The sequence below is a fragment of the Hephaestia caeni genome, from assembly GCF_003550065.1.
Lineage (GTDB): Bacteria > Pseudomonadota > Alphaproteobacteria > Sphingomonadales > Sphingomonadaceae > Sphingomonas > Sphingomonas caeni_A.
The window spans coordinates 516,816-541,040 of the sequence record NZ_QXDC01000004.1 but is presented as its reverse complement, the minus strand read 5'-3'; the positions used below and the strand labels follow the sequence as shown (position 1 = coordinate 541,040).

Below are 24,225 nucleotides of genomic sequence, written 5' to 3'. Positions count from 1 at the left end.
TGGCGGTGGCAAATCCTCCCCGAAACGGGGAGGAATGATGACCGATTTCCTTCTCGAACTGCGCTCGGAGGAAATTCCGGCGCGGATGCAGGCGAAGGCACGGGCCGATCTGGCGCGGTTGTTCGCGGCCGAACTGGCGCACGCGGGAATCGCGGCGGGCGATCTCGTCACCTATGCCACGCCGCGCCGGCTGGTGCTGATCGCGCGCGATCTGCCGGTCGAGACTGCCGCCGTTTCGGAAGAAACCAAGGGGCCGCGCACCTCGGCGCCGCCACAGGCGCTCGAAGGGTTCCTGCGCAAGACCGGGCTCCGCCAGGATCAGCTCGAGGATCGCGAGGGCGTGTGGTTCGCGGTTGTCGAGAAGCCCGGCCGCAAGACGGCGGACGTGCTTGCCGAGGCGATCCCCGCGATCGTGCGCGCCTTCCCGTGGCCCAAATCGATGCGCTGGGGCGCCGCCTCGGCCTCGACCGAAAGCCTGCGCTGGGTGCGCCCGCTGCAAGGGATCGTCGCGCTGTTCGGCGAGACGCAAGTGCCGTTCGAGATTGCCGGAATCGCCAGCGGGGCGACGACGCTTGGCCACCGCTTTCACCATCCCGGCAGCATCACGATTCGCTCGGCGGCGGATTATGCCGAGAAGCTGCGCGACGCCCATGTCATCGTCGATCACGACGAACGCGCGCGCGTGATCCGCGACGGGGCGACGAAACTCGCGGCCGATGCGGGGCTCGAACTGATCGAGGACGAAGGGCTGGTCGCGGAGAATGCCGGGCTCACCGAATGGCCGGTGCCGCTGCTCGGGCGCTTCGACGCAGCGTATCTCGGCGTGCCGCCCGAGGTCATCCAGCTCACCGCGCGCGTCAACCAGAAATATTTCGTGTGCCGGGGCAAGGACGGCACGCTCGCGAACGCCTTCGTCTGCACCGCCAATATCGACGCGGCCGACGGTGGCGCGAAGATCGTCGACGGCAACCGCAAGGTGCTCGCCGCACGGCTTTCGGACGCCAAATTCTTCTACGAGACCGATCTCAAGGTGCCGCTCGACGAACAGGCGGGAAAACTCGGGCAGATCGTGTTTCACGACAAGCTCGGGACGGTCGCCGACAAGGTGGAGCGCGTGGCGAAGCTGGCGCGGTGGCTGGTGGAAGAAGGCGTGGTCAAGGGCGCCGATCCCGCTTTGGCCGAGCGTGCGGCGCGACTGGCCAAGGCCGATCTCGTCACCGGGATGGTCGGCGAGTTCCCCGAATTGCAGGGGCTGATGGGCGGCTATTACGCCGCCGCGCAGGGCGAGGATGCGGCGGTCGCCGAGGCGATCCGCGATCACTACAAACCGGTCGGGCAGGGCGACGACGTGCCCACCGCGCCGGTGACGGTGGCGGTGTCGCTGGCGGATAAGCTGGATACGTTGGTCGGATTTTTTGCGATCGAGGCGTTTCCAACCGGATCGAAAGATCCTTTCGCTCTGCGTCGTGCGGCACTGGCAGTAATCCGCCTGATCATTGCGAAAAAACTTCGATTCAATATCGCCGACGGCATTTCTGAGTTCTATATACGCGGCTGGGTTATGGCTGCGTTGCTGGATTATGCTGGTAAAAATAAAGACCTTGGACTCCAAGCGGAGGATCGTAATTTCCATATAGAAAATAAAAATGGCAAGCGTGTCTTATATTACGGCGATACCATTGTTGATGTAAGTCTGTGGCCGGCGGGTTCGAGCTACGACGATCGAATCAATCTTGAGGGCGAATTTTCCAGCGGACTCCTTCTCGACTTCTTCGCGGACCGCCTCAAGGTCCAACAACGCGAAGCCGGTGTTCGCCACGATCTGATCGACGCAGTGTTTGCGCTCGGCGGTGAGGACGATCTCGTCCGCCTGCTCGCGCGGGTTCATGCGTTGCAGGCGTTCGTCGGCACCGAGGACGGCGCCAACCTGCTCGCGGGCTACAAGCGCGCGGCGAATATCCTCAAGAAGGAAGCGTGGGAGCCCGCCGGTGCGCTTGCGAAAGCGCGGGAGCACGGTGAATTTGCCCTGTCCTACACGCCCGAAAAAGAGGAAGCTGCCCTGATTGCCACGCTCGATTCGGCCGCCCCCGCTGCGGCGAGCGCGGTCGAACGGGAGGATTTCGAAGCCGCTATGGCCGCCCTTGCCAGCCTGCGTGCGCCGATCGATGCGTTCTTTGACAAGGTGACCGTGAACGACGCCGATCCCGACAAGCGCGACGCACGGCTCGCACTGCTGGCGCGGGTGCGCGATGCGGTGCACGGGGTCGCCGATTTCTCCAGAATCGAGGGCTGAGCGCACCCGCGCGACACTCTCCACTTCCTCTACTTCACCGGAGTTCGAACGAGACCATCAGACGCGCACGACCGGGCAAAACGGCCGGCGCACCAACCTTGGGGAAGGCAATAATGGCGCAGTATGTGTACCGCTTCGGCGGCGGTGTTTCGGATGGCGGCGCAGGCGACAGGAACCTGCTCGGCGGCAAGGGCGCGAACCTCGCGGAGATGGCGGGGATCGGCCTGCCGGTCCCGCCCGGCTTCACCATCACCACCGAGATGTGCACGCGCTATTACGACGAGGGCGAGACCTTCCCCGACAGCGTGCGCGTGGAAGTCGCCGCCGGCATCGCGCATATCGAGGGCGTCACCGGCAAGCGCTTCGGCGATGCGGCCGATCCATTGCTCGTCTCGGTCCGGTCGGGTGCGCGCGTGTCGATGCCGGGGATGATGGATACCGTCCTCAACCTCGGCCTTAACGACGAAACGGTCGTGGGGCTGGCGGCGAAAGCAGGCGACGAGCGTTTCGCGTGGGACAGCTATCGCCGCTTCATCCAGATGTATTCGGATGTCGTGCTCGGGCTCGATCACGGCGCGTTCGAGGAAGCGCTCGAGATCGCCAAGGAAGATCGCGGCTACACGCTCGATACCGAGATGAGCGCCGATGACTGGAAGGGGCTCGTTGCCGAATACAAGGCGGTCGTCGAACGCGAATGGAACAAGCCGTTCCCGCAGGATGTCCATGATCAACTCTGGGGGGCGACGGCCGCGGTGTTCGGATCGTGGCATTCGGAGCGCGCCAGGGTCTATCGCCGACTCAACCACATTTCGGGCGACTGGGGCACCGCGGTCAACGTCCAGGCGATGGTGTTCGGCAACATGGGCGACACCTCGGCGACCGGGGTGGCGTTCACCCGCGATCCTTCGACCGGCGACAATGCGCATTACGGCGAGTTTCTGATCAATGCGCAGGGCGAGGACGTGGTCGCGGGCATCCGCACGCCGCAATATCTGACCCGTGCCGCGCGCGAGACGGCGGGCGCCAAGGCCGCGTCGATGGAAGAGGCGATGCCCGAAACCTTTGCCGAGCTGGCCAAGGTCTTCCGGCTGCTCGAAGATCATTATCGCGACATGCAGGACATCGAGTTCACCGTCGAGCGCGGCAAGCTCTGGATGCTCCAGACGCGCACCGGCAAGCGCACCGCCAAGGCCGCGCTCAAGATCGCGGTCGATATGGCGAGCGAAGGGCTGATCGCCGAGGAAGAAGCGGTCGCGCGCGTCGATCCGGCGGCGCTCGATCAGTTGCTGCACCCGACGCTCGACCCGGATGCGCAACGCGACGTGCTCACCAAGGGGCTGCCCGCAAGCCCCGGTGCCGCCAGCGGCGCGGCGGTGTTCGACAGCGACACCGCCGAGCGCCGCGCCAACGACGGCGAGGCGGTGATCCTGGTGCGGATCGAAACGTCGCCTGAGGACATCCACGGGATGCACGCCGCCAGGGGGATCCTGACCGCGCGCGGCGGGATGACGAGCCACGCCGCGGTGGTGGCGCGCGGCATGGGGCGGCCGTGCGTTTCGGGCGCGGGGATGCTCTCGATCGACATGAAGGCGCGCGTGATGCGGATCGGCAGCCGCGAGATCGCGGAAGGCGAGACGGTCACGATCGACGGCGCGACCGGCGAGGTGATGGCGGGCGCCGTCCCGACCGTGCAGCCCGAGCTGGCCGGCGATTTCGGCACGCTGATGGTCTGGGCGGACAAGGTGCGGCGGCTCAGGATCCGCGCCAATGCCGAGACCCCGGCCGATTGCCGCACCGCACGCGACTTCGGCGCCGAGGGCGTGGGACTGTGCCGCACCGAGCATATGTTCTTCGATGCCGCGCGGATCACCGCGGTGCGTCAGATGATCCTCGCCGCCGACGAGAAGGGCAGGCGCGCCGCGCTCGACAAATTGCTCCCCGAACAGCGCGCCGACTTCACCGAGATTTTCGAGGTGATGGCAGGGTTGCCGGTGACGATCCGGTTGCTCGATCCGCCGCTGCACGAATTCCTGCCGCACGAGGAGGATGAGTTCGCCGAGGTTGCCGCGGCGGCCGGGGTCGATGTCGAGACGCTGAAGCGCCGCGCGGCCGAACTGCACGAATTCAACCCGATGCTCGGGCATCGCGGGTGCCGGCTGGGCGTCACCTATCCCGAGATCTACGAGATGCAGGCGCGCGCGATCTTCGAGGCGGCATGCGACGTCGCGGCGAAATCGGGCGCGGCGGTAGTGCCGGAGGTGATGATCCCGCTGGTCGCGACCAAGCGCGAGCTGGAGTTGATGAAGGCGGTGGTCGACAAGGCCGCCGAGGCGGTGTTCGCCGAGAAGGACCGGCGCCTCGATTACCTCGTCGGCACGATGATCGAGCTGCCGCGCGCGGCGTTGAAGGCGGGCGAGATCGCCGATGCCGCCGCGTTCTTCTCGTTCGGCACCAACGATCTGACGCAGACCACGCTCGGGGTGAGCCGCGACGATGCCGGGCGCTTCCTGACGACCTATGTCGACAAGGGCATCTACGCGACCGATCCGTTCGTCAGCATCGATGTCGAGGGCGTCGGCGAACTGATCGAGATCGCGGCGACCCGCGGGCGCGCAACCCGGCCGGGCATCAAGCTCGGCATTTGCGGCGAGCATGGCGGCGACCCGGCGTCGATCCGCTTCTGCGAGGGGCTGGGACTCGATTACGTCAGCGCGTCGCCGTACCGCGTGCCGATCGCGCGGCTGGCGGCGGCGCAGGCGGCGTTGAAGAAATAGCCGTCATGCCAGCGCAGGCTGGCATCCATGCCTGTCAGTGAGAAGGCGCTGTCGTGGCGCTTGATCGAAACAGACGTGGACCCCAGCCTGCGCTGGGGTGACGGAATTCCATTTGCGTGGAAGCGGTGCCGGCCCACTCCCCCACCCGGCCACCCAATGCGATTATCCTATGGGTGGCCGGGTGGGGGAGTGGGCCGGCACCGCGCCTAACCGAATCCGACTCTACCCCTCCTCGCGGCCTTCGCGGAGCATCCGTGCGAGTTCGCGCCAGCGTTGCTCGGCGATGGTGCCGTCGGGGACGCCGATCTCGCGTTCGAGCGCGGTCTCGGCGTTGGCCGGGATCGCCTCGATATCGGCGAAGGTGCGGATTCCGGCGACGCGCAGCCGGTCCGCAAGCGTCGCGTCGATGCCGCGGATGCGCGTCAGGTCGTCGCTCTCGCGCGCACCCAGCCAGGGGCCGCGGGCGGGCGCGTCGATCGGGCGCGGATCGGCGGGCACCGCGACACGATCGTGCCCCAACGCCGCATTCTCGCGCTGGAGCGCGTCGATCCGCGCCTCGGTCTGTTCGCGATAGGCGGCGTGCGCCTCGCGCTCGGCCTCGTAGCGCGCGCGCCATTTGCGCCCGCCGGGATGGCTCGCAAGCCCGAACAGCCAGCCCGCGATCAAGAGCAGGGCGAGCACCGCATATTGGGTAGGGGTCGTGAACAGCATCGTCCGATACTCCGGATGTTACGGCGCACCAACGATGCTGACGGGTCTCGCGTTCCCGTGGCGGGTTTTTGGCGGAGGCGGCGTGGCTGAATCGGTTGCGGCACCGGCCCGCTCCCCCACCCGGCCACCCCAACGCCAGTATCCTATGGGTGGTCGGGTGGGGGAGCGGGCCGGTGCCGCCCCACAAATCAGTGCGTGAGCAGCGCGTCCTTGATCGAGCAGGCGGCCGGGCCGAGGATGACGACGAACAGCGTCGGCAGGATGAACAGGATCAGCGGTATCGTCATGATCGCGGGCAGCCGCGCGGCCTTTTCCTCGGCGCGCATCATCCGTTCGTTGCGGAATTCGGCCGAGAGCACGCGCAGCGCCGAGGCGAGCGGGGTGCCGTATTTCTCGGTCTGGATCATCGTCGTCACGACGCCCTTGACCGCGTCGAGATCGACGCGCTGGGCGAGGTTCTCGAACGCCTGCCGGCGATCCGACAGGAAACCCAGCTCGATCGCGGTCAGCGTGAATTCGTCGCCCAGTTCGGGATAGGCGCGGCCCAGTTCGCGCGCGACGCGGTGGAACGCGGCGTCGACCGTCAGCCCCGCCTCAGCGCAGATGACGAGCAGGTCGAGCGCATCGGGCAGCCCTTTGCGGATCGCGTCGGTGCGTTTGCTGATCTTGTTCTTGAGATAGAGGTCGGGCGCCTTGTAGGCGAGGATGAACGCGGTCGCGACGATCCCGTAACGCTTGAGTGCGCTCCATTCGGCAAGCCCGCCCATGCCGTAGACCCACAAGGCCATGCCGCCGCCGATCACGATCGGCAGCACGAGCCGGCCGAAGATCACCGCGACCGCATATTCCTTCTTGCGGATGCCGGCCTGCATCAACTTGGTCTGCGCGGCCTTGACCTGGCTGTCCTGAAGCACCTTCAATGACGACAGGAAGGTGCGGATGCGATCGGTGGTCTGGTTGTGGCGGACGAGCTTGGCGCGCCGCTTCGAGGTCGAGGCGGTGATGCCCGCCTTCAACTGCTCGCGGCGGTCGTTGAGCGCCTTGACGCGCTTCGCCATCGGATCGCGCGCGGTCGTCGCGGCGTAGATCGCGAGCAGCACCGCGAACGCGGCGACGCCCGACAGGAGCGTCGCGACCCACAGGACATCGACGCCGAGAATGGTTGGTCCGCCGGTTTCAGCCATGAGTCGCGCCGCTCCCCGTCAGATCTCGAAACTGACCATCTTGGCCATGATCAAGGCGCCGAGGCCCATCCAGATCAGGCCGCCGATGCCCGCGACCATCAGCCGCTCGTCGATGAAGAAATTCTGCATATATTCGCCGTTGATCATCCAGATCAGGATGAACACGATGAACGGCAGCGAGCCGACGATATAGGCCGAGGCTTTCGATTCGGACGACATCGCCCGGATCTTGAGCTTCATCTGCCCGCGCTGGCGCAGCACCGTCGCGAGGTTGGCGAGCGTCTCGGCGAGGTTGCCGCCGGTCTCGCGCTGGATCGCGATCGAAATGACGAAGAACTGGAATTCGGGGGTGTCGAGTCGGTCCGCGGTTTCCTGGAGCGCGACATCCATCGTCCTGCCGATCTTCATCTTGTCAGATACCGCGCGGAATTCCTCGCCCACCGGGCCTTCGACCTCGTTGCCGACGACCGTCATCGTTTCCGAAATCGGCAGGCCCGACCGCAGGCCGCGCACGAGCAGTTCGATCGCATCGGGAAACTTGGCGGTGAACTTGCCGATGCGGCGCTTGATGACGAAGCCGACCACGAAATGCGGCAGGCCAAGCCCGAGGAACAGGCCGAGGAACAACCCCAGCAGCAGCGGCATCCCCTTGAGCCACAGCAGCAACCCGACGATCAGCGTGATGCCCAGCGACACCATGCCGTACTGGCCGACCGTCCAGGTCTTGCCCGTCATCGCGAGCCGCTTCTTGAGCAACGCCGGACGCGGCAGCAGGCGCGTCACCGCGTCGTCCATTCGCGTCGAGCGGCTGGCGGTGATCTTGCGCAGCCGCGCCTCGACCACCGCGGCGGCGGAACTCGAATGGCGTTCGCGCACGAGCTGGAGCCGGCGGGCGCCGGCACGCGCGGGCGACGGGCCGGCGAAGGCGAACGCGATCAACGCCAGCACGGCAAAGGCCCCCAGGGCCATCAGGATCAGCGGCAAGATCGCCATGTTCGTTTCCGTTCTCCGGTCCGCCGTTCAGCCCGCTCGCTTCAGTTCTTCTCGCCGCGCTTGGGCATCATCGATTTGAGATCGCTGAACTTGCCGATCAGCGAGGTTGCCCCAGTCTTCGCCTTGGCCTTGGCCTTGGCCTTGGCCTTCGTGTCGCCGGCGTCGTCGACACCCTCGCTCGCGCTCATCAGGCGCTCGGCCAGCGTGACGATCGGGGCGATCGTCTTACTACCCTTGCCCGCCTCGGCCAGCGGCTTGCCCAGCTTCGCCGATTGCGCGGCGATCTTCTGATCGAAGGGAATGACGTAATCGATCGCGCGTTCGATCGAGCCTTCGAAATCCTTACGGCTGATCTCGAGCACGCTTCCCGCCGCAACACGGTTGGCGACCACGACGATCTGGACGTGCGCGGCGTTGGATTTGAACCATGACAGGATGCGGATCGTGTCACGCGCCGCCGCCAGCGTTAGTTCGGTGACGAGGACCGCGATCTGAACCTCGCTGGTGAGGTGCGGGTGCTGGACGAGCATCGCGCGCGGCAGATCGACGACGGTGCATTCGAACGCCGTGCGCATCTCCTCCTGGAGCTGATAGAAGGCCGAGCCGTCGGTGATCACCGGCGAACTCATCGGCGCCTCGGCGGAGAGCACGGCGAGCTTCTCGCTGGCCTTGACCATCGCGCGTTCGATGAACAGCCCGTCGATGCGGCTGGGGTTCTCGATCGCGTCGGTGAGGCCGCGACCCGGCTCGAGATCGAGCGCGAGCGCGCCGGTGCCGAAATGGACGTCGAGATCGAGCAGCGCGGTCGCGCGCTTGCCGCGCTCGCTGAGCAGCCAGGCGAGCGAGGTCGCGATCGTCGACGCGCCGACGCCGCCGCGCGCGCCGATCACCGCGGTCGCGCAGTGCGGCCGTTCGACCGACGCTTCGACCGCCTTGGGGGCGTTGAGCATCGCCTGCGCGTGCGCGAACGCCTCCCGCAGCATATCGGGATTGAGCGGTTTGAGCAGGTAATCCTGGATGCCGCTGGCGACGAGATCGCGATAGAGGCGGACGTCGTTGACCTGCCCCGCCGCGATCACGACGGTGCCCGGTTCGCACACCTCGGCGAGCGCGTTGATATCGTTCAGCGGATCGCCCGATTCGGAAAGGTCGACGAACAGCACCTGCGGGCTCGCCGATACCGACAGCGATTGCACCGCGTTGCGCAGGCCGCCCTTGTTGATCTTTTCCACCGACCAGCCGACCTCGGCGGCGATCGGGCGGATCGCCTCGGCGGTCGTCTCGTCGCACACGAAAGCGACGAACGGTTCGCGATTGCCGGCGCGGGCGGGATTCCAGGGTGCGTTCATTACTTGCCTCCGGTCGTCTCGGATTGCAGCCCGCCGGCGCCGGTCGGCTTGGCGGCGCGGAAGGTCTGGATCGCCTTGGTGGCGGTGGCCGGATCGACCGAGGGCGCGCCGGGCTGACCGCGCACCAGATCCTGCGGCCGTGCGACCATCGCGGCGAGATTGCTGTTGACCGCACAGCCGAAGTTGGAGGTCATGCTGCCCTGGAATTCGTGATTGCCCTCACGGCTGAAATCGGGGCAGTTCGGCACCGACGCCGACATCCGGGTGACGACGACGCGCAGCGTGTCGGGCGTCAGCGGCTGCGCGGTGATCGGGGCGGTGTCGGCGAGCAACAGGCCGTAGCGTGCGACCTGCTGCGCCACTTCGGCGCGCGCCGGGGTGGCGTAAGGCGACGGATCGTCGATCCCGACATTGTCGCCATAGCCGACGTTGAGCGAGACGAGCCAGCCGTCGAGCCGCTGGGCCTCGCCGGGCGCCAGATGGCCGTTGGCGGTGCTCAGGTCGAAGGCGTAATCGGCGCGGCTGACGACCGGCTGATGCACCGATTCGAGGCCGCGATTGACCGTGCCCCCGCAACCGGCGAGCAACAGCGCCGGCAGCGCCAGCGCGAGAGAAAGTGAACGCTTCGACATCATCGTCTCCACAGGCGCGGTCAATTGAGGCTGAAGCCGGGCGCGGCTTCGCTTTTGTTGGGTCCGGCCGCCAGCACGGCCTTGCGGTCCGCAGGCACCGGCGCGGGCGATTGCGGTGTGCCGGGCGATACCGGCGCGATCGCGCCGATCGCCGGGGCGCCGCCGGGCATCGCCACGGTGGGCTTGGGGCGATCGCCGCCGCTGACGCCGCCGCCGACCTTGCCGAGCAGGATATGCTCAAGATCGGTCGGTTCCTGATAGCCGTCGGTGGGCAGCACGACCTGGTTGGCGTTGACCGGCTTCACCAGATACGGCGTGATCACGATCACCAGTTCGGTCTCGTTGCGCTTCCACCCGTTCGACCGGAACAGTGCGCCGAGCACCGGCACGTCGCCGAGCCCCGGCGCCTTTTCGATCGTGTTCGCGCGGCTGTTGCTGAGCAGGCCGGCGATGACGAAGCTCTGGCCCGAGCCGAGTTCGACCGTCGTTTCGGTACGCCGCGTCGTCAGCCCCGGAACGGTGGTGCCGCCGACCTGGACCGCGTTGGCATAATCGAGTTCGGAGACCTCGGGGCGCACGCGCAGCGAGATGCGGCCGTCCGACAATACCGTCGGGGTATAGGCCAGGCTGACGCCATATTGCTTGTATTCGACCGAGGTGGTGCCGAGCCCCTGGCTGAGCGGGATCGGGATCTCACCGCCGGCAAGGAAGGTCGCGGTCTCACCCGACAGCGCGGTCAGATTGGGGTTGGCGAGCGTCGTCACCTGGCCGTTGGTTTCGCCGAGATCGAGCGACGAGAGCACGTCGAGCCCGAGCAGTTTGCCCGCGAAGCCGAGCATCGTCTGCTGCGAGCCGCGCGAGAAATCATACGCGGTGCCGGGGTTGATCGGATTGATGATCTTGCCGGTCGCGAGATCATAGGGAACCTGCGTCGTCCCGCCACCCGGCAGCGGGTAGGGGATGGTCGGATATTTGGAGACGTCGATGGCGCCGATCGTCCCCGGCGACCGGCCCGAGCCGATCCCGAAGCTGAACCCGCCGGTGGTGTCGCGCGTCAGCAGGTTGGCGTTGAAATTCTTGATGAAGGTCTTGCTCACCTCGGCGATGCGGACCTGGAGGTTGACCTGAAGCGGCGTCGCGGTGCGCAGCCGGCTCAACACCTGCGTCTTGTCGCCGACGAACGCCTGGACGAGGCGTTCGGCCTCGGCGGCGTCGTCGGGCGCGGCGACGGTGCCGGTCAACAGCATCATGCCGTTCATCGACGTCGCGACGACCCGGGCCTCGGGCATCGCAAGCGAGAGCATCTGCTGCACCGAATCGATGTTGTTGCCCACCCGGACGGTCGACGAATAGACGATCTTGCCGGCCTTGGTGGTGGCGTAGACCGTGGTCTCACCCGGCGCCTTGCCGAACACGTAGAGCTGCGTCGGCGAACGCACCTGGACGTCGGCGATGCCGGGATCAGCGACGAACAGGTCGCTCATCGGCGCGGGCAGCGTCACCAGCCGGCCGCGGCCGGTGTTGATCTGGACGACCGCGTTCGGGCTTGCCGCCACGGTCTGCGCGGCGGACGGTGCCGGGGCGGTGCCGAGCATCCCCGCGGCAAGCGCCACGGCGAGCGGCCAGCCGATCGGCTTGGACGTGATCCGCATCTCAGTTCTTCCCCCCAACCGGAACCTCGGTGACCGAGGTGCCGCGTGCGACCCGGACGACCGGGCCCGTAATCACTGCCTTGCCGACCGGGATGCCCCCCGTGGCATCAGCCATCGACTGCGCCCCGCTTTCGGCCTTGCCGGGCACGCTGCTGCGCTGGAAGCGCGACACGTCGGCGCCCGTCGAATAGGTGGATTCGCCCGATACCGGCTGGCTCGCGATCTTGAGCAGCATCGCCTGTTCGGCCTTGGGATCGCCATCGGGCACGCTGACATCGCCCGAGGCGATCGCCTCTTCGAGCTGGGTCTTGTTGTCGGCGATCGAGCGCAGCGACAGCGACAACTCGCCGACCGTCTGCGCGACCGCGACTTGCTCGGCGATCTTGGGCGTCGCCTCGACGGTCACGGTCGAGAAGGTCTTGACGACCGTCTTGCCGTTCTCGTCGGTGGTGTTGTCGGTGCGCTGGTCGGTCGCCAGCACGCGCAGGTTGCGCATCACCGTTTCGGAAACCTTGAGCGGCGGGCCGTCGCCGCCACCGGCGACGTCCTGCGTCAGCACCAGATCGACGCGGTCGCCCGGAAAGACGAAGCCCGCGACCGCCGTCTTGGCGGAAACCGGGAAGGTGACGGCGCGCATGCCGGGGCCGAGCGCGGCGGCGAGGAAGCCGCGATCGCCGGGCTTGACCAGCGCGCCCTGCGTCACCGGCTGGCCGGCCGTGATCGGGTTGCGCACGACGGTGCCCTGCAACGACTTCAGATCGGTCGACGCCTTCAGGTAATAGGCGTTCTCGACCAGTTCCTTGGGCCAGGGCTGGAATTTGAGCGCGGTCGCGTCGAGGATCGTGCCGACGGGCAGCGCGCGCGTTGCCACGAGCACTTCCGGCCCGTCGATCTTGGGCGTTTCGACCGCGGCCGAGGCGTTGGGGGCCGAGGCGCCGTAGATCAGGCTACGCGCCATGAAGGCCGTGACCGCCGCGACGATCAGCGCGCCGACCAACAAAATGACTTTCCTACCATCCATGACGCATCAGGCCTTTCGGACGAGAGCCGGTTGAGCCGGCATTAAGCATGCAACTGGTTAAAAAGCGGTTCGCGAAGTGCGAGCAGCCCGGCGATCGCGATCGCGACGCCGTACGGAATTTCGAGCGGGGCCGTTGCGCGCCGCACGCGATGCTCGATCGCGAGCGCCAGCGTGATCGCGCCGCCGGCAAGCGACATGACGATCAGCACCCACAACAGCGGCTGGAACGAGAACCACAAGGCGAGCGCGCCGATCAGCTTGACGTCGCCGCCGCCCATCCAGCCCATCGCGAAGACAAGCGCGAACACCGCGAACACCGATACGGCGAGGCTGATCTGGATCGCCATGTCGGGCCAGGGGGCAAGGCCGCTCGATACCCACCACAAGGGCGCGATGAGCGCGATCGCCGCATTCTTCCAATTGGCGATCTCGCGCGTCCGCACGTCCTCGATGCCCGCGGAAACGAGCAGCAGCACAAGCGTGCCGAGCAGCAGCAAAGGCAGATTCCCCCAACCCATCGCACAAGGCTGTAGACGGGATGGCTTGCTAAAAAGTAACCACGGGCAAATGCTCGTTCCCGTGGATTTCAGGCGCCGGCTTCCCGATGGCGCGATCGTCGATCACTGGACGGCGGCCGATGGCTGGCCGCTGCGCCGGTTCGACTGGCCTGCCGACTCGCCAACCCCGCGCGGCAGCATCCTGTTTCAGGGCGGGCGCGGCGACATTTTCGAGAAATATCTCGAAACCTTCGTCCATTGGCACAACCGGGGCTGGTCGATCACGTCGTTCGACTGGCGCGGGCAGGGCGGATCGGGGCGGCTGTCGGCCGATCCTCATGTCGGCCATGTCGCAGACTTCGCCACCTTCATCGCCGATTTCCGCGATTTCTGGCAGGGCTGGACGGCCGCAGCGGCGGGGCCGCGCGTGCTGATGGGGCATTCGATGGGCGGGCATCTGGTGCTGCGCGCGCTTGCGGAAGGCGCGGCGCACCCCGATGCCGCCGTGCTCGTCGCGCCGATGCTGGGGCTCGGCAGCCCACTGGGCGCGCGCGGCGGCGGCTGGCTCGCGCGGATCATGGCACGAATCGGCGATCCCGCGCGCGCGGCGTGGAAGACCAACGAGCGGCCGATTTCGCCGTCGCCGCGCCAGGTGCTGCTGACCCATGACGAGGATCGCTACGACGACGAAATGTGGTGGAAGGCGCAACAGCCCGATCTCGTCACCGGCCCGCCGAGCTGGCAGTGGCTCGCTCAGGCGTTCGGCTCGACCACGGCGCTGGCGGCCGATCCGCGGCTCGCGCGCCTCGACATACCCCTGTTGATGCTCGTCGCCGATGCCGACAAGCTGGTCGATCCGCGCGTGGCGCGGCGTGTGGCGGCGCGGCTGCCCGATTGCGCGATCATGGGTTTCGGGGCCGAATCGGCGCATGAGATATTGCGCGAGGCCGATCCCGTGCGCGACCGCGCGATCGCCGCGATCGACGCTTTCCTCGACGATCGCGCGCCGGCCTGATGCGCTACGACGTCGTCATTGTCGGCGCCGGGATCGCCGGCGCGAGCCTCGCGGCCGAGGTCGCGCCGCACGCCTCTGTGCTGCTGATCGAGGCAGAGGATACGCCCGGCTATCACGCGACGGGGCGATCGGCGGCATTCTGGTCGGAGACCTATGGCGGGCCGCATATCCAGCCGCTCACCACCGCGTCGGGCGCGGCGTTGCGCGCGGGCGGCTTCCTCGAACCGCTCGGGTCGCTGGCGATCGCGCGCGAGCGGGACGCCCCCGCGCTCGATGCTTTCCTCGCCGCGTTCGAGGGGACGGGAGTCGCCCTCGAAGTGCGCGATCCACGCGCGATTATTCCGGGGCTGCGCGACGAATGGACCCGCGCGGTGTGGGAACCGAGCTGCACCTATATCGACGTCGCCGGGCTCCACGCGGCCGTTCTCGCCACCGCGCGGCGTCACGGGACGGTGCTGGCGACGAGGGCCGCACTCGAATCGGCGACGTATGAGGGGCATTGGCGGATCGCAACGCGCGGCGGCACCCATGAGGCGGACATTCTGGTGGACGCGGCGGGCGCGTGGGCGGACGAGGTCGCGGCGCGCGCGGGCGTGGCGCCGATCGGTATCCAGCCGTACCGCCGGACGATGCTCCAGATCGCGACCGACCCCGCGCCGCCGTCCGCGCTGTCGCACGTCTGGGGCATCGACGGCAGCTTCTATTTCAAGCCGGAAGCCGGCGGTCGATTATGGTTGAGCCCGCACGACGAGATCGTGACCGATCCGTGCGACGCGCAGCCCGAGGAGATCGACGTCGCGATCGCGATCGATCGCTTCGAGCATGTCGTCGACTGGCGCGTCGCCGCGCTCGAACGGAAATGGGCGGGGCTGCGCAGCTTCGCGCCCGACCGGCGGCCGGTCTACGGCTTCGCGCCCGACGCGCCCGGCTTCTTCTGGTGCGCGGGGCAGGGCGGCTTCGGCATCCAGACCGCGCCCGCCGCCGCGCGGCTCGCCGCGGCGCTGCTGCTGGGCCGGGTGCCCGACGTGCCGGGTGTCGATCCTGACATCTATGCACCCGGACGCTTCGTTGCTAATCTGGGTTGATCGACAACCACGGAAGGCCTCCCCCGATGGCGCACAAGTTCGTGATCGAGCAAAACAAGAAGGGCGAATATGTCGCCAAGTTCAAATATAACAGCGAGCTGATCTGGTGGACCGAGGGCTATAGCTCGAAGGCGTCCGCCAAGAACGCCATCGAATCGGTGCTCAAGAACGGCCCCGGCGCGCCCGTCGAAGAAGCCTGAACCCGTCAGCTCTGCCGGGCTTCCCGCCCCGCAGCGATCGCGGCGTCGCTCGCAAGGGTGTCGGCGCGTTCGTTGTCGGGGTGGCCGGCATGGCCTTTTACCCACACCCACTCGATCCGGTGGCGCTCGGCGGCGGCGACGAGCGCCTGCCAGAGATCGGCGTTCTTCACCGGCTTCTTTGCCGCGGTCTTCCAGCCGTTCTTGCGCCAGCCGTGGATCCACCTGGTGAGCCCGTCCATCACGTAGCGGCTGTCGGTGGAGAGCGTGACGCGGCACGGCCGTTTGAGCGCGTTCAACGCCTCGATCACCGCGGTCAGTTCCATGCGGTTGTTGGTCGTTTCTGCCGCGCCGCCGGACATCTCCTTCTCGCGGGCGCCCGCGCGGATCACTGCGCCCCAGCCGCCGGGGCCGGGATTGCCCTTGCACGCGCCGTCGGTGGCGATCTCGACAAGGGTGAGTTCGGTCATGCGAATGCGTGCGGATGCGCCGCATACCAATCGATGCGCCGGACATAAGCGAGCGGGTCCTTGCGCGTGACGAGTGCGTCGGCGGGCGTGTTGAGCCAGTCCCACGCGCGCGTCAGCGCGAAGCGGATGCATGCGCCGCGCGCGAGCACTGGCAGCGCCGCGCGCTCGGGATCGGTCAGGGGCAGCACGCTTTCATAGCCCGCGACCAGCGCGCGGCCCACCGCCGGATCGGCGGGCGTGCCGTCGGTCTCGAACGCCCAGGCCGAATGCGTCACCGCGAGATCGTAGGCGCGGATATCGGTGCAGGCGAAATAGAAGTCGATCAGTCCCGTCACCTGATCGCCGCGCATCAGCACGTTGTCGGGAAACAGATCGGCGTGGATCGCCGAACGCGCCAGCCCCTTTGGCCAGTGGCCGAGCACGTCCGCCAGCGCGGTATCGAGGCTGGCCTTGAGCCCCGGTGCGATCGAATCGAGATCGTCGCCGCAGCGCGCGAGCAGCCGCGGCCATTCGTCGGGGCCGAGGCCGTTGGGGCGTTCGAGCGTGAAATCGGCCAGCGAGCGGTGCAATTGGGCCAGTGCCGCGCCCGCCGCCTGCGCCTGTGCGGGCGTGGGATGCGTCACGGAAACGCCGGGCAGGAACTTGATCAGGCACGCCGGGCGCCCTTCAAGCTCCTGGATCTCGCGGCCCTCGCGATCGGGAATCGCCGGCGGCACCGGGTTGCCGCGATCGGCGAGATGATCGAGCAGCGCCATGAAGAAGGGCAGATCGTCCGCCGCGACGCGCTTTTCGTAGAGCGTCAGGATGAAGCGGCCGCCGGTGGTATCGACCAGGTAATTGCTGTTCTCGACGCCCTCGGCGATGCCCTTGGCCGAGACCAGCTCGCCGACGTCGTAGCGCGCCAGGAACGCCGCCAGCGCTTCGGCGGAAACATGCGTGTAGACGGCCAAGCCCTGCCCCTTAGTCGATCAGCGGGCAGTTTGCCCGAATGGTCCGAAAATTCTACGCCGCGGCAAGCCCGCGCGGCAGTTTGAAAGCGACGTTTTCGCGCGTCGTTTCCACTTCGCGCTCGACCACCTCGTAATGATCGCCGAGCCGCTCGACCAGCTCGCGCACGAGCAGTTCGGGGGCCGACGCGCCCGCCGTGACGCCGAGCGTGCGGACGCCCGCGAGCCAGCCGAGATCGAGATCGGCGGCGCGCTGGAGCAGGATCGCGGGCCGGCCCTGCCGCTCGGCGACCTCGACCAGCCGCAGCGAATTGGACGAATTGGGCGCGCCAAGCACGATCACCGCGTCGCACGAGGCGGCGATCACCTTGGTCGCGGCCTGGCGGTTCGAGGTCGCGTAGCAAATATCCTCGCCGCGCGGCGGCTCGATCGCGGGAAAGCGGCGTTCGAGCGTCGCGACGATCTCGGCGGTATCGTCGACCGACAGCGTCGTCTGGGTGAGAAAGGCGAGGTTGCCGGGATCGGCGGGCACCAGCGCCTCGGCGTCGGCGACCGTCTCGACCAGCGTCATCGATCCCGGCGGCACCTGGCCGAATGTGCCGATCACCTCGGGATGGCCGCGATGGCCGATGAAGACGATGTGCCGGCCTGCCGCGACGAGCCGCTCGGCCTGGCGATGGACCTTGGAGACCAGCGGACAGGTGGCGTCGAGATAATCGAGCCCGCGCACTTGCGCGTCGGCGGGCACCGATTTGGGCACGCCGTGCGCCGAAAACACCACCGGGGCGCCGTCGGGCACCTCGTCGAGTTCCTCGACGAACACCGCGCCCTTGGCCTTCAGGCGATCGACCACGAACTTGTTGTGGACGATTTCGTGGCGGACATAGACGGGCGCGCCGTGCTTCTCGATCGCCAGCTCGACGATCTTGATCGCGCGATCGACGCCCGCGCAGAAACCGCGCGGGGCGGCGATCATCAATTCGAGCACGGGTTTGGTGGCATCGCTCATGGCGGGCCAGCCTCTACGCGATTGCTTGCGCGCGCGAAAGCCGCTTCCTATGAAGCGTCCCACCGGGTTGGCCCCAAGCGAACGGCCGCCCTTCGTCTGTTGAGAAGGTCCGCGTACCCGTGAAACTGAGCCAGATCGCCCCGATCGCCCTGATCCTGCTCGCCGCCGGCTGTGCCCGGTCGGGCGACATCACCGCGGGCGGCATCACCGCCGTCAGAACCGCGTGCCCCGCCGTCGGCGTGCCCGCCGGCACCGGCGACATCACCTTGTTCAACCCCGCGACCTCGCGCGACGAAAGCGCGCTCGACGTGTCGGCGGTGATGACCAACGTGCGCTCGACCTGCGCCGACGCGACCGCGGATGTCGTCACCACGATCACCTTCGACGTCTTCGCCCAGCGCCGCGACACATCGGCGGCGCGCGACGTGACGCTGCCGTTCTTCATCACCGTGGTGAACGGGGGCACCGCCGTCGTCGCCAAGCGACTCGGCAACGTCTCGGTTCATTTCGATGCCGGCGCGGCTCGCGCGCAGACGCGGGGCCAGGCCACCGCGATCGTCAATCGCGCGGCGGCGACGCTGCCCGAGGATATCCGCGACGAGATCACCCGCAAGCGCAAGCCCGGCGACGTCGATGCCGCGATCGATCCGCTGTCGCAGCCCAACGTCCGCGAAGCGGTGCTGCGCGCGAGCTTCGAGGCACTGGTCGGCTTCCAGCTCACCGAGGATCAGCTCAAGTATAATCTGACGCGCTGACGCGATCATGGCCGATCCGCGCTGGGTGCCCGCACGGATCGCTTATGAGCAGGATGTGCGGGCGCTGGCGGGCGAGGCGCGTCGCCGCGAGGCCGAGGGCGAATCGCCTGAAGCGATCGCGCGCGATCTCGTCCGGCGGCGCAACGCGCTCAAGCAGCGCTTTCGGGCCGACGATGATCCCGGCGTCGTGGCGCTGATGGAACAGCGCAATCGTCTGAAATACGGCGATCCGATCGGGCCGGATGCCGATTGGCTGTTCCGCAAATACCGCAGTTGGGAAGCGGTGATCGCCGCGGCGTGCCGCCCGGCCCGAATCGCGCCGTCTTGAGCGCTTTGTGCGGGCGCACTACATTGGGGGCAGGAGATCGCGATGAAGTTGATCGAACTCGATGCCGGCAACGTCAGCCTGGAATATCGCCCCGAAGACGCGGCGGTCGTCAAGCGTCGCCTTGGCGAAGCGGGTCGGTTGCGGGTGACCAAGGCCGCGACCCATGATGTCATCTCGGTTGCGGGGATGCGGTTCATCGCCATGAACGACTGGGATGAGCCCTGTCTCATCTCGCAATCGATCGCCGGTGCCGCCTTGTTGCGATCGATCGTTGCGCCGCGCGAAAAGCGGCAGGCTGTCGTTTCGGGATAAGCCCCCCTAAACGACGGATTGACTCGGCTTTTGCACTTCGCCAGAGCTTGCGTCGTCGATGGCGGTTTGACCGGCATGGGCCCGCGCGGGAGAGTGACTCGGTTTCGGCCGGTCCGCCGAAGGAGCAACCGCCCCGGAATCTCTCAGGCACAAGAGACCGCGCGTGGCTTCGACACTCTGGAAAGCGCCTTCGGACCTGGTCCGAGGCCACCGAAGGGGTAAGCCGTTTCAGTGAAACGGTGAAAGCTCTCAGGTTCCGTGACAGAGGGGGCGGCGTAGCGGGAACCGGGATACCGGCCGATGCGTCGTCTTTTCAGATAACGGAGGCCGTGCGTGAGCGACGAAACCGACCTCGATCCCACCGAGCCGCAGATTCTGCCGCTCGATGCGTGGCACCGCGCGAAGGGTGCGCGGATGGTGCCGTTCGCGGGTTATACGATGCCCGTCCAGTATGAAGACGGCATCATGGCCGAGCATCTGTGGGTGCGCGAATCGGCCGGGCTGTTCGACGTCAGCCATATGGGGCAGTTGTTCCTGTCGGGCGATGGGCTCGACGACGCGCTCGAGGCGCTGGTCCCCGCCGACGTCAGGGGCGTCAAACCCTTCGCCCAGAAGTATTCGTTGCTGCTTGCCGAGAATGGCGGCATCCTCGACGATCTGATGATCACGCGTTGGGAGGACGGCCTCTATATGGTCGTCAACGGCGCGGTGAAATATGATGATATCGGGCATTTGCGCGATCATCTGCCCGACGCGATCACGCTCAACCAGATGGACGACCACGCGTTGCTGGCGCTGCAAGGGCCGAAGGCGGCCGCCGTGCTCGCGCGGCTGGTGCCCGGCATCGAGGCGCTGGTGTTCATGACCGGCGGGCGGTTCGAATGGAACGGCGTGCCGCTGTGGATCAGCCGATCGGGCTATACCGGCGAGGACGGGTTCGAGATTTCGCTTCCCGCCGAACACGCGCAGGCCTTCGCCGACGCGCTGGTCGCCGAACCCGATGTCAAGCCGATCGGGCTGGGCGCGCGCGATTCGTTGCGGCTGGAGGCGGGGTTGCCACTCTACGGCCACGACCTCGACGAGGAAACGACGCCGGTGATGGCCGATCTCGGCTTTGCGGTCGCGAGCAAGCGGCGGCGCGAAGAAGCAAATTTCCCCGGTGCCGCGCGCATCCTGATCGAGCGCGAACAGGGCGCGATCGTCAAGCGCGTCGGGTTGCGCGTCGACGGCCGCCAGCCGGTGCGCGAAGGCGCGGCGGTTCTCGACGCTGACGGATCGGAGGTCGGCAAGGTCACCTCGGGCGGGTTCGCGCCGACGCTGGGGACGCCGATCGCGATGGCCTATGTGCCGCTCGCGCTCGCCGCGCACGGCACCCGCATCCAGCTTACCCAGCGCGGCAAGGTCCATGAAGCGACCGTCACGCAAATGCCGTTCGTTCCCCACCGCTACGTCCGCTCAGGAGGCAAGTGATGAGCCGTTATTTCACCGAAGATCACGAATGGGTCGATGTCGATGGCGACACCGGCACCGTCGGCATCACCGATTACGCGCAGGGCCAGTTGGGCGACATCGTGTTCGTCGACGTGCCTGACGAGGGCAAGACCTTCGCCAAGGGCGACGACGCCGCCGTGGTCGAATCGGTCAAGGCCGCGTCGGATATCTATGCGCCGGTCTCGGGCAGCGTGATCGAGGGCAACGCCGCGCTCGGCGACACGCCGGGGCTCGTCAACGAAGATGCCGAGGGCGAAGGCTGGATGTTCAGGCTGACGCTGAGCGATCCGGGCGAACTCGACGGATTGATGGACGAGGCTGCCTACGAAGCGTTCGTCGCGAAATTGTGATCCGATTCTCCCCTCCCTTTCAAGGGGAGGGGCCGGGGGTGGGTGGCGAGCGCAAGCGAGCCTTCGGCGCCTGCCTCCGAAGCATCGCCGCGGCATCGAGCCCCGACGCTGCTCACCCACCCCTAGCCCCTCCCTTGAAAGGGAGGGGGAGAAGAAACGATGCGCTACCTGCCCCTTACCCCTGATGATCGCCGGGCGATGCTGGCGACGATCGGCGCGGCGTCGATCGACGATCTGTTCGTCGACGTGCCCGAACATGCGCGGCTTTCCGGGCCGATCGACGGCCTGCCAAACCATGCCAGCGAACTGGCGGTCGAGCGGCACATGGCAGCGCTCGCGCGGCAGAATGTGGCGGCAGGCGACGTGCCCTTCTTCCTCGGCGCGGGGGCGTATCGGCATCATGTGCCGGCCTCGGTCGATCATTTGATCCAGCGCGGCGAGTTCCTGACCGCATACACGCCGTATCAGCCCGAAATCGCACAGGGCACGTTGCAGATGCTGTTCGAATTCCAGACGCAGGTCGCGCGGCTGCTCGGCACCGATGTCGCCAACGCGTCGATGTACGACGGCTCGACCGCGTGCTGGGAAGCGATCGTGATGGCGCGGCGGATCACGCGGCGCGGCAAGGCGATCCTGTCGAGCGGGCTGCATCCGCATTACGTATCGGTCGCGCGGACGATGGCGACCTTCACCGGTGACGCGATCGAGGCCACTGCGCCGTGCCTCGATGCCGGGCCGGACACCGCATCGCTGATCGACCGGATCGACGATGACACCTCGTGCGTCGTGGTGCAATATCCCGACATTCTCGGCCGGATCGGCGATCTCTCCGACCTCGCGGCGGCGTGCCACGCGAAGAAGGCGCTGCTGATTGCGGTCGTGACCGAGCCGGTGGCGCTCGGCGCGCTCAAATCGCCCGGCGAGATGGATGCCGATATTGTCGTCGGCGAAGGCCAGTCGATCGGCGTCGGGCTGCAATTCGGCGGCCCTTATGTCGGCCTGTTCGGGTGCAAGCAGAAATATGTCCGCCAGATGCCGGGGCGGCTGTGCGGCGAGACCGTCGATGCCGACGGCAAGCGCGGCTTCGTGCTGACGCTCTCGACGCGCGAGCAGCATATCCGGCGCGAAAAGGCGACGAGCAACATCTGCACCAACAGCGGCCTGTGCGCGCTCGCCTTCTCGATCCACATGACGCTGCTGGGTGAGGCGGGGCTGCGCGATCTGGCGGCCATCAACCATGCGGGCGCCGTGGCGGCGGCCGAGCGGCTGGCGCGGGTGCCGGGCGTGACGCTCGTCAACGATGCGTTCTTCAACGAGTTCACGCTGGAGCTTTCGAAGGAGGCGCGCCCCGTGGTGCGCGCGCTTGCCGATCGCGGCGTGCTGGCGGGCGTGTCGCTCGGGCGGCTCTATCCGAACGAGGAGAGCCTTGCGAACGGCCTCGTCGTCGCAGTCACCGAGACGACCACGGCGGAGGATGTCGAAACCTTTGCCACCGAGCTTGAGGAGGTGCTGGCATGAGCATCAATCAAAGCGGCTGGCGCCCCGAAGCGCCGCAGACGGGCAATGCCGACGCGCCCACCTTCACCGGCAACCGCGCGCTGATGCTCGAAGAACCGCTGATCTTCGAGATCGGCTCGACCGAAACGACGGGAGTCGATTTCGATGACTCCGGCGCGCCTGCGCAGGGGCACAAGCTCGGCAACCTTGTCCGCACGGCGCCGATCGGCCTGCCCGGCCTCTCCGAGCCTGAGGCGGTGCGGCATTACACCCGCCTGTCGCGCCAGAATTACGCGATCGACCTTGGGCTGTTTCCGCTCGGTTCGTGCACGATGAAGCACAATCCGCGCCTCAACGAGAAGGTCGCGCGGCTGCCGGGGTTCGCGGACATCCATCCGCTCGCCCCGGTCGATACGGTGCAGGGCGCGCTCGGCGTGATCAACGAACTCGCCTTCTGGTTGATCGGCCTCACCGGCATGTACGGCGTCGCGATGAGCCCCAAGGCGGGCGCGCATGGCGAATTGTGCGGCATATTGTGCATCAAGGCGGCGCTCGAGAAGCGCGGCGAGGGGCATCGCAAGGTCGTCCTCGTCCCCGAAAGCGCACACGGCACCAACCCCGCCACCGCCGCCTTCGCCGGCTTCACCGTCGAGGATATCCCCGCCACTGCCGAGGGCCGGGTCGATCTGGCGGCGCTGAAGGCGCGGCTCGGGCAGGATGTGGCGGCGGTGATGATCACCAACCCCAACACCTGCGGGCTGTTCGAGCGCGACATGAAGGCGATTTCGGACGCGGTGCATGCCGTCGGCGGCTATGTCTATTGCGACGGCGCCAATTTCAACGCGATCGTCGGGCGCGTGCGGCCGGGGGATCTCGGCGTCGATGCGATGCACATCAACCTCCACAAGACCTTCTCGACCCCGCACGGCGGCGGCGGGCCGGGCTCGGGGCCGGTGGTGCTCTCCGAGGCGCTGGCGCCCTTCGGCCCGCTCCCGTTTACCGCACGCTACGAAGATGGCCATATCCGCCTGATCGAGGAGGAGACGGCCGGCGAGGATCATCCCGACAGCTTCGGCCGGATGACCGCGTTCCACGGCCAGATGGGCATGTTTACCCGCGCGCTCGCTTATATCCTCAGCCACGGCGCCGACGGGCTGAAGCAGGTCGCCGAGGATGCGGTGCTCAACGCCAATTACATGCTCAGGAGCCTCGACGACGTGCTCGACGCGCCGTTCGGCCCCAGCGGGCCGTGCATGCACGAGGCGCTGTTCTCGGACGAGGGTTTCGCCGAAGGCTTCACCACGCTCGACGTCGCCAAGGCGCTGATCGACGAAGGCTATCATCCGATGACGATGTATTTCCCGCTCGTCGTCCACGGCGCGATGCTGGTCGAGCCGACCGAGACCGAATCGAAGGCGGCGCTCGATCAGTTCATCGGCGCGCTGCGCAGCGTTGCCGCGCGCGCCAAGACGGGTGATGAAAGCCTCAAGACCGCGCCGCATTTCGCGCCGCGCCGCCGTCTCGACGAAACGCTTGCCGCGCGCAAGCCGGTGCTGGTGTGGAGCGATCCCGCGCTGGCGCAGGCGGCGGAATAGGCCGGGGCCGTTCTCCCGCGAAAGCGAGAGTCCAGCTTCACCGCTGATATCGCTTGCGACCCTGGCCT

At 67.3% G+C, this 24,225-nt stretch carries 23 protein-coding genes and 1 riboswitch; of the genes, 12 read left to right on the top strand and 11 right to left on the bottom strand.

Going from position 1 to position 24,225, the window contains the following annotated elements; genetic code table 11:
• Positions 1-37 precede the first annotated feature (37 nt).
• Together glyS and ppdK are read left to right on the top strand one after the other, a co-directional pair.
• A complete protein-coding gene (gene glyS, locus DFR49_RS17125; protein ID WP_119037278.1) occupies positions 38-2,293 on the top strand; it encodes a glycine--tRNA ligase subunit beta in 2,256 nt (751 codons plus the stop codon).
• A gap of 113 nt (positions 2,294-2,406) precedes the next feature.
• On the top strand, positions 2,407-5,067 hold the full coding sequence (ppdK, locus tag DFR49_RS17120; protein WP_119036883.1) for a pyruvate, phosphate dikinase: 2,661 nt from the start codon (positions 2,407-2,409) through the stop codon (positions 5,065-5,067).
• Between the two features lie 222 nt (positions 5,068-5,289).
• Here ppdK and DFR49_RS17115 read toward each other — a convergent pair whose 3' ends face one another.
• The 8 genes from DFR49_RS17115 to DFR49_RS17080 form a co-directional block, all read right to left on the bottom strand.
• Complete coding sequence (locus tag DFR49_RS17115) at positions 5,290-5,778, bottom strand: hypothetical protein (protein WP_119036882.1); 489 nt, start codon at positions 5,776-5,778, stop codon at positions 5,290-5,292.
• A gap of 188 nt (positions 5,779-5,966) precedes the next feature.
• Positions 5,967-6,962, bottom strand: a complete 996-nt coding sequence (locus DFR49_RS17110) for a type II secretion system F family protein (RefSeq protein WP_119036881.1) — start codon at positions 6,960-6,962, stop codon at positions 5,967-5,969.
• A gap of 18 nt (positions 6,963-6,980) precedes the next feature.
• Positions 6,981-7,955: a type II secretion system F family protein gene (locus DFR49_RS17105; protein WP_119036880.1), complete on the bottom strand. Its 975-nt coding sequence runs from the start codon at positions 7,953-7,955 to the stop codon at positions 6,981-6,983.
• 41 nt (positions 7,956-7,996) lie between these two features.
• A complete protein-coding gene (locus DFR49_RS17100; protein ID WP_119036879.1) occupies positions 7,997-9,304 on the bottom strand; it encodes a CpaE/TadZ family protein in 1,308 nt (435 codons plus the stop codon).
• Positions 9,304-9,936, bottom strand: coding sequence for a CpaD family pilus assembly protein (locus tag DFR49_RS17095; RefSeq protein ID WP_119037277.1), 633 nt, complete (start codon positions 9,934-9,936; stop codon positions 9,304-9,306). The genes DFR49_RS17100 and DFR49_RS17095 overlap by 1 nt, the downstream gene beginning before the upstream one ends.
• Before the next feature lie 20 nt (positions 9,937-9,956).
• Positions 9,957-11,588: a type II and III secretion system protein family protein gene (locus DFR49_RS17090; RefSeq protein ID WP_119036878.1), complete on the bottom strand. Its 1,632-nt coding sequence runs from the start codon at positions 11,586-11,588 to the stop codon at positions 9,957-9,959.
• Between the two features lies 1 nt (position 11,589).
• On the bottom strand, positions 11,590-12,609 hold the full coding sequence (gene cpaB / locus DFR49_RS17085) for a Flp pilus assembly protein CpaB (RefSeq protein WP_119036877.1): 1,020 nt from the start codon (positions 12,607-12,609) through the stop codon (positions 11,590-11,592).
• A 41-nt stretch (positions 12,610-12,650) separates the two neighbouring features.
• Positions 12,651-13,127: an A24 family peptidase gene (locus DFR49_RS17080; protein WP_211325927.1), complete on the bottom strand. Its 477-nt coding sequence runs from the start codon at positions 13,125-13,127 to the stop codon at positions 12,651-12,653.
• Between the two features lie 49 nt (positions 13,128-13,176).
• Between DFR49_RS17080 and DFR49_RS17075 the strand changes: the two genes are divergently transcribed.
• The 3 genes from DFR49_RS17075 to DFR49_RS17065 are packed head-to-tail and all read left to right on the top strand — an operon-like array spanning position 13,177 to position 15,406.
• Positions 13,177-14,121, top strand: a complete 945-nt coding sequence (locus DFR49_RS17075) for an alpha/beta fold hydrolase (protein ID WP_119036876.1) — start codon at positions 13,177-13,179, stop codon at positions 14,119-14,121.
• A complete protein-coding gene (locus tag DFR49_RS17070) occupies positions 14,121-15,206 on the top strand; it encodes an NAD(P)/FAD-dependent oxidoreductase (RefSeq protein ID WP_119036875.1) in 1,086 nt (361 codons plus the stop codon). Before DFR49_RS17075 ends, DFR49_RS17070 begins: the two co-directional genes overlap by 1 nt.
• 26 nt (positions 15,207-15,232) lie before the next feature.
• Positions 15,233-15,406 carry a YegP family protein gene (locus DFR49_RS17065; RefSeq protein WP_119036874.1) on the top strand — a complete coding sequence of 58 codons (174 nt, stop codon included), beginning with the start codon at positions 15,233-15,235 and terminating at the stop codon, positions 15,404-15,406.
• A 5-nt stretch (positions 15,407-15,411) separates the two neighbouring features.
• On the opposite strand, the gene rnhA is transcribed toward DFR49_RS17065, so the two are convergent.
• Genes rnhA through ispH form a run of 3 tightly spaced genes read right to left on the bottom strand, consistent with a single transcriptional unit; the run spans position 15,412 to position 17,829 of the window.
• Positions 15,412-15,873, bottom strand: coding sequence for a ribonuclease HI (gene rnhA, locus DFR49_RS17060; protein ID WP_119036873.1), 462 nt, complete (start codon positions 15,871-15,873; stop codon positions 15,412-15,414).
• Positions 15,870-16,823, bottom strand: a complete 954-nt coding sequence (gene thrB, locus DFR49_RS17055) for a homoserine kinase (protein ID WP_119036872.1) — start codon at positions 16,821-16,823, stop codon at positions 15,870-15,872. The genes rnhA and thrB overlap by 4 nt, the downstream gene beginning before the upstream one ends.
• 52 nt (positions 16,824-16,875) lie before the next feature.
• Positions 16,876-17,829, bottom strand: a complete 954-nt coding sequence (ispH, locus tag DFR49_RS17050; protein WP_119036871.1) for a 4-hydroxy-3-methylbut-2-enyl diphosphate reductase — start codon at positions 17,827-17,829, stop codon at positions 16,876-16,878.
• A 119-nt stretch (positions 17,830-17,948) separates the two neighbouring features.
• On the opposite strand from ispH, the gene DFR49_RS17045 reads away from it, so the two are divergent.
• The 7 genes from DFR49_RS17045 to gcvPB all read left to right on the top strand — a co-directional run bounded on the left by DFR49_RS17045 (position 17,949) and on the right by gcvPB (position 24,157).
• Entirely contained in the window at positions 17,949-18,584 is a 636-nt protein-coding gene (locus DFR49_RS17045) for a hypothetical protein (RefSeq protein WP_245968611.1), read from the top strand.
• Positions 18,585-18,591: 7 nt separating this feature from the next.
• On the top strand, positions 18,592-18,912 hold the full coding sequence (locus tag DFR49_RS17040) for a hemagglutinin (protein WP_119036870.1): 321 nt from the start codon (positions 18,592-18,594) through the stop codon (positions 18,910-18,912).
• Between the two features lie 42 nt (positions 18,913-18,954).
• Positions 18,955-19,224 (top strand): hypothetical protein, encoded by a 270-nt coding sequence (locus DFR49_RS17035; protein ID WP_119036869.1) that lies wholly within the window; start codon positions 18,955-18,957, stop codon positions 19,222-19,224.
• A gap of 76 nt (positions 19,225-19,300) precedes the next feature.
• Positions 19,301-19,394: riboswitch (glycine riboswitch) on the top strand.
• A gap of 163 nt (positions 19,395-19,557) precedes the next feature.
• A complete protein-coding gene (gene gcvT / locus DFR49_RS17030; protein ID WP_119036868.1) occupies positions 19,558-20,694 on the top strand; it encodes a glycine cleavage system aminomethyltransferase GcvT in 1,137 nt (378 codons plus the stop codon).
• Complete coding sequence (gcvH, locus tag DFR49_RS17025; RefSeq protein ID WP_119036867.1) at positions 20,694-21,065, top strand: glycine cleavage system protein GcvH; 372 nt, start codon at positions 20,694-20,696, stop codon at positions 21,063-21,065. Before gcvT ends, gcvH begins: the two co-directional genes overlap by 1 nt.
• Positions 21,066-21,224: 159 nt before the next feature.
• Positions 21,225-22,583: an aminomethyl-transferring glycine dehydrogenase subunit GcvPA gene (gene gcvPA, locus DFR49_RS17020; protein ID WP_119036866.1), complete on the top strand. Its 1,359-nt coding sequence runs from the start codon at positions 21,225-21,227 to the stop codon at positions 22,581-22,583.
• A complete protein-coding gene (gene gcvPB, locus DFR49_RS17015) occupies positions 22,580-24,157 on the top strand; it encodes an aminomethyl-transferring glycine dehydrogenase subunit GcvPB (protein ID WP_119036865.1) in 1,578 nt (525 codons plus the stop codon). The genes gcvPA and gcvPB overlap by 4 nt, the downstream gene beginning before the upstream one ends.
• The last annotated feature ends 68 nt before the right edge of the window (positions 24,158-24,225 follow it).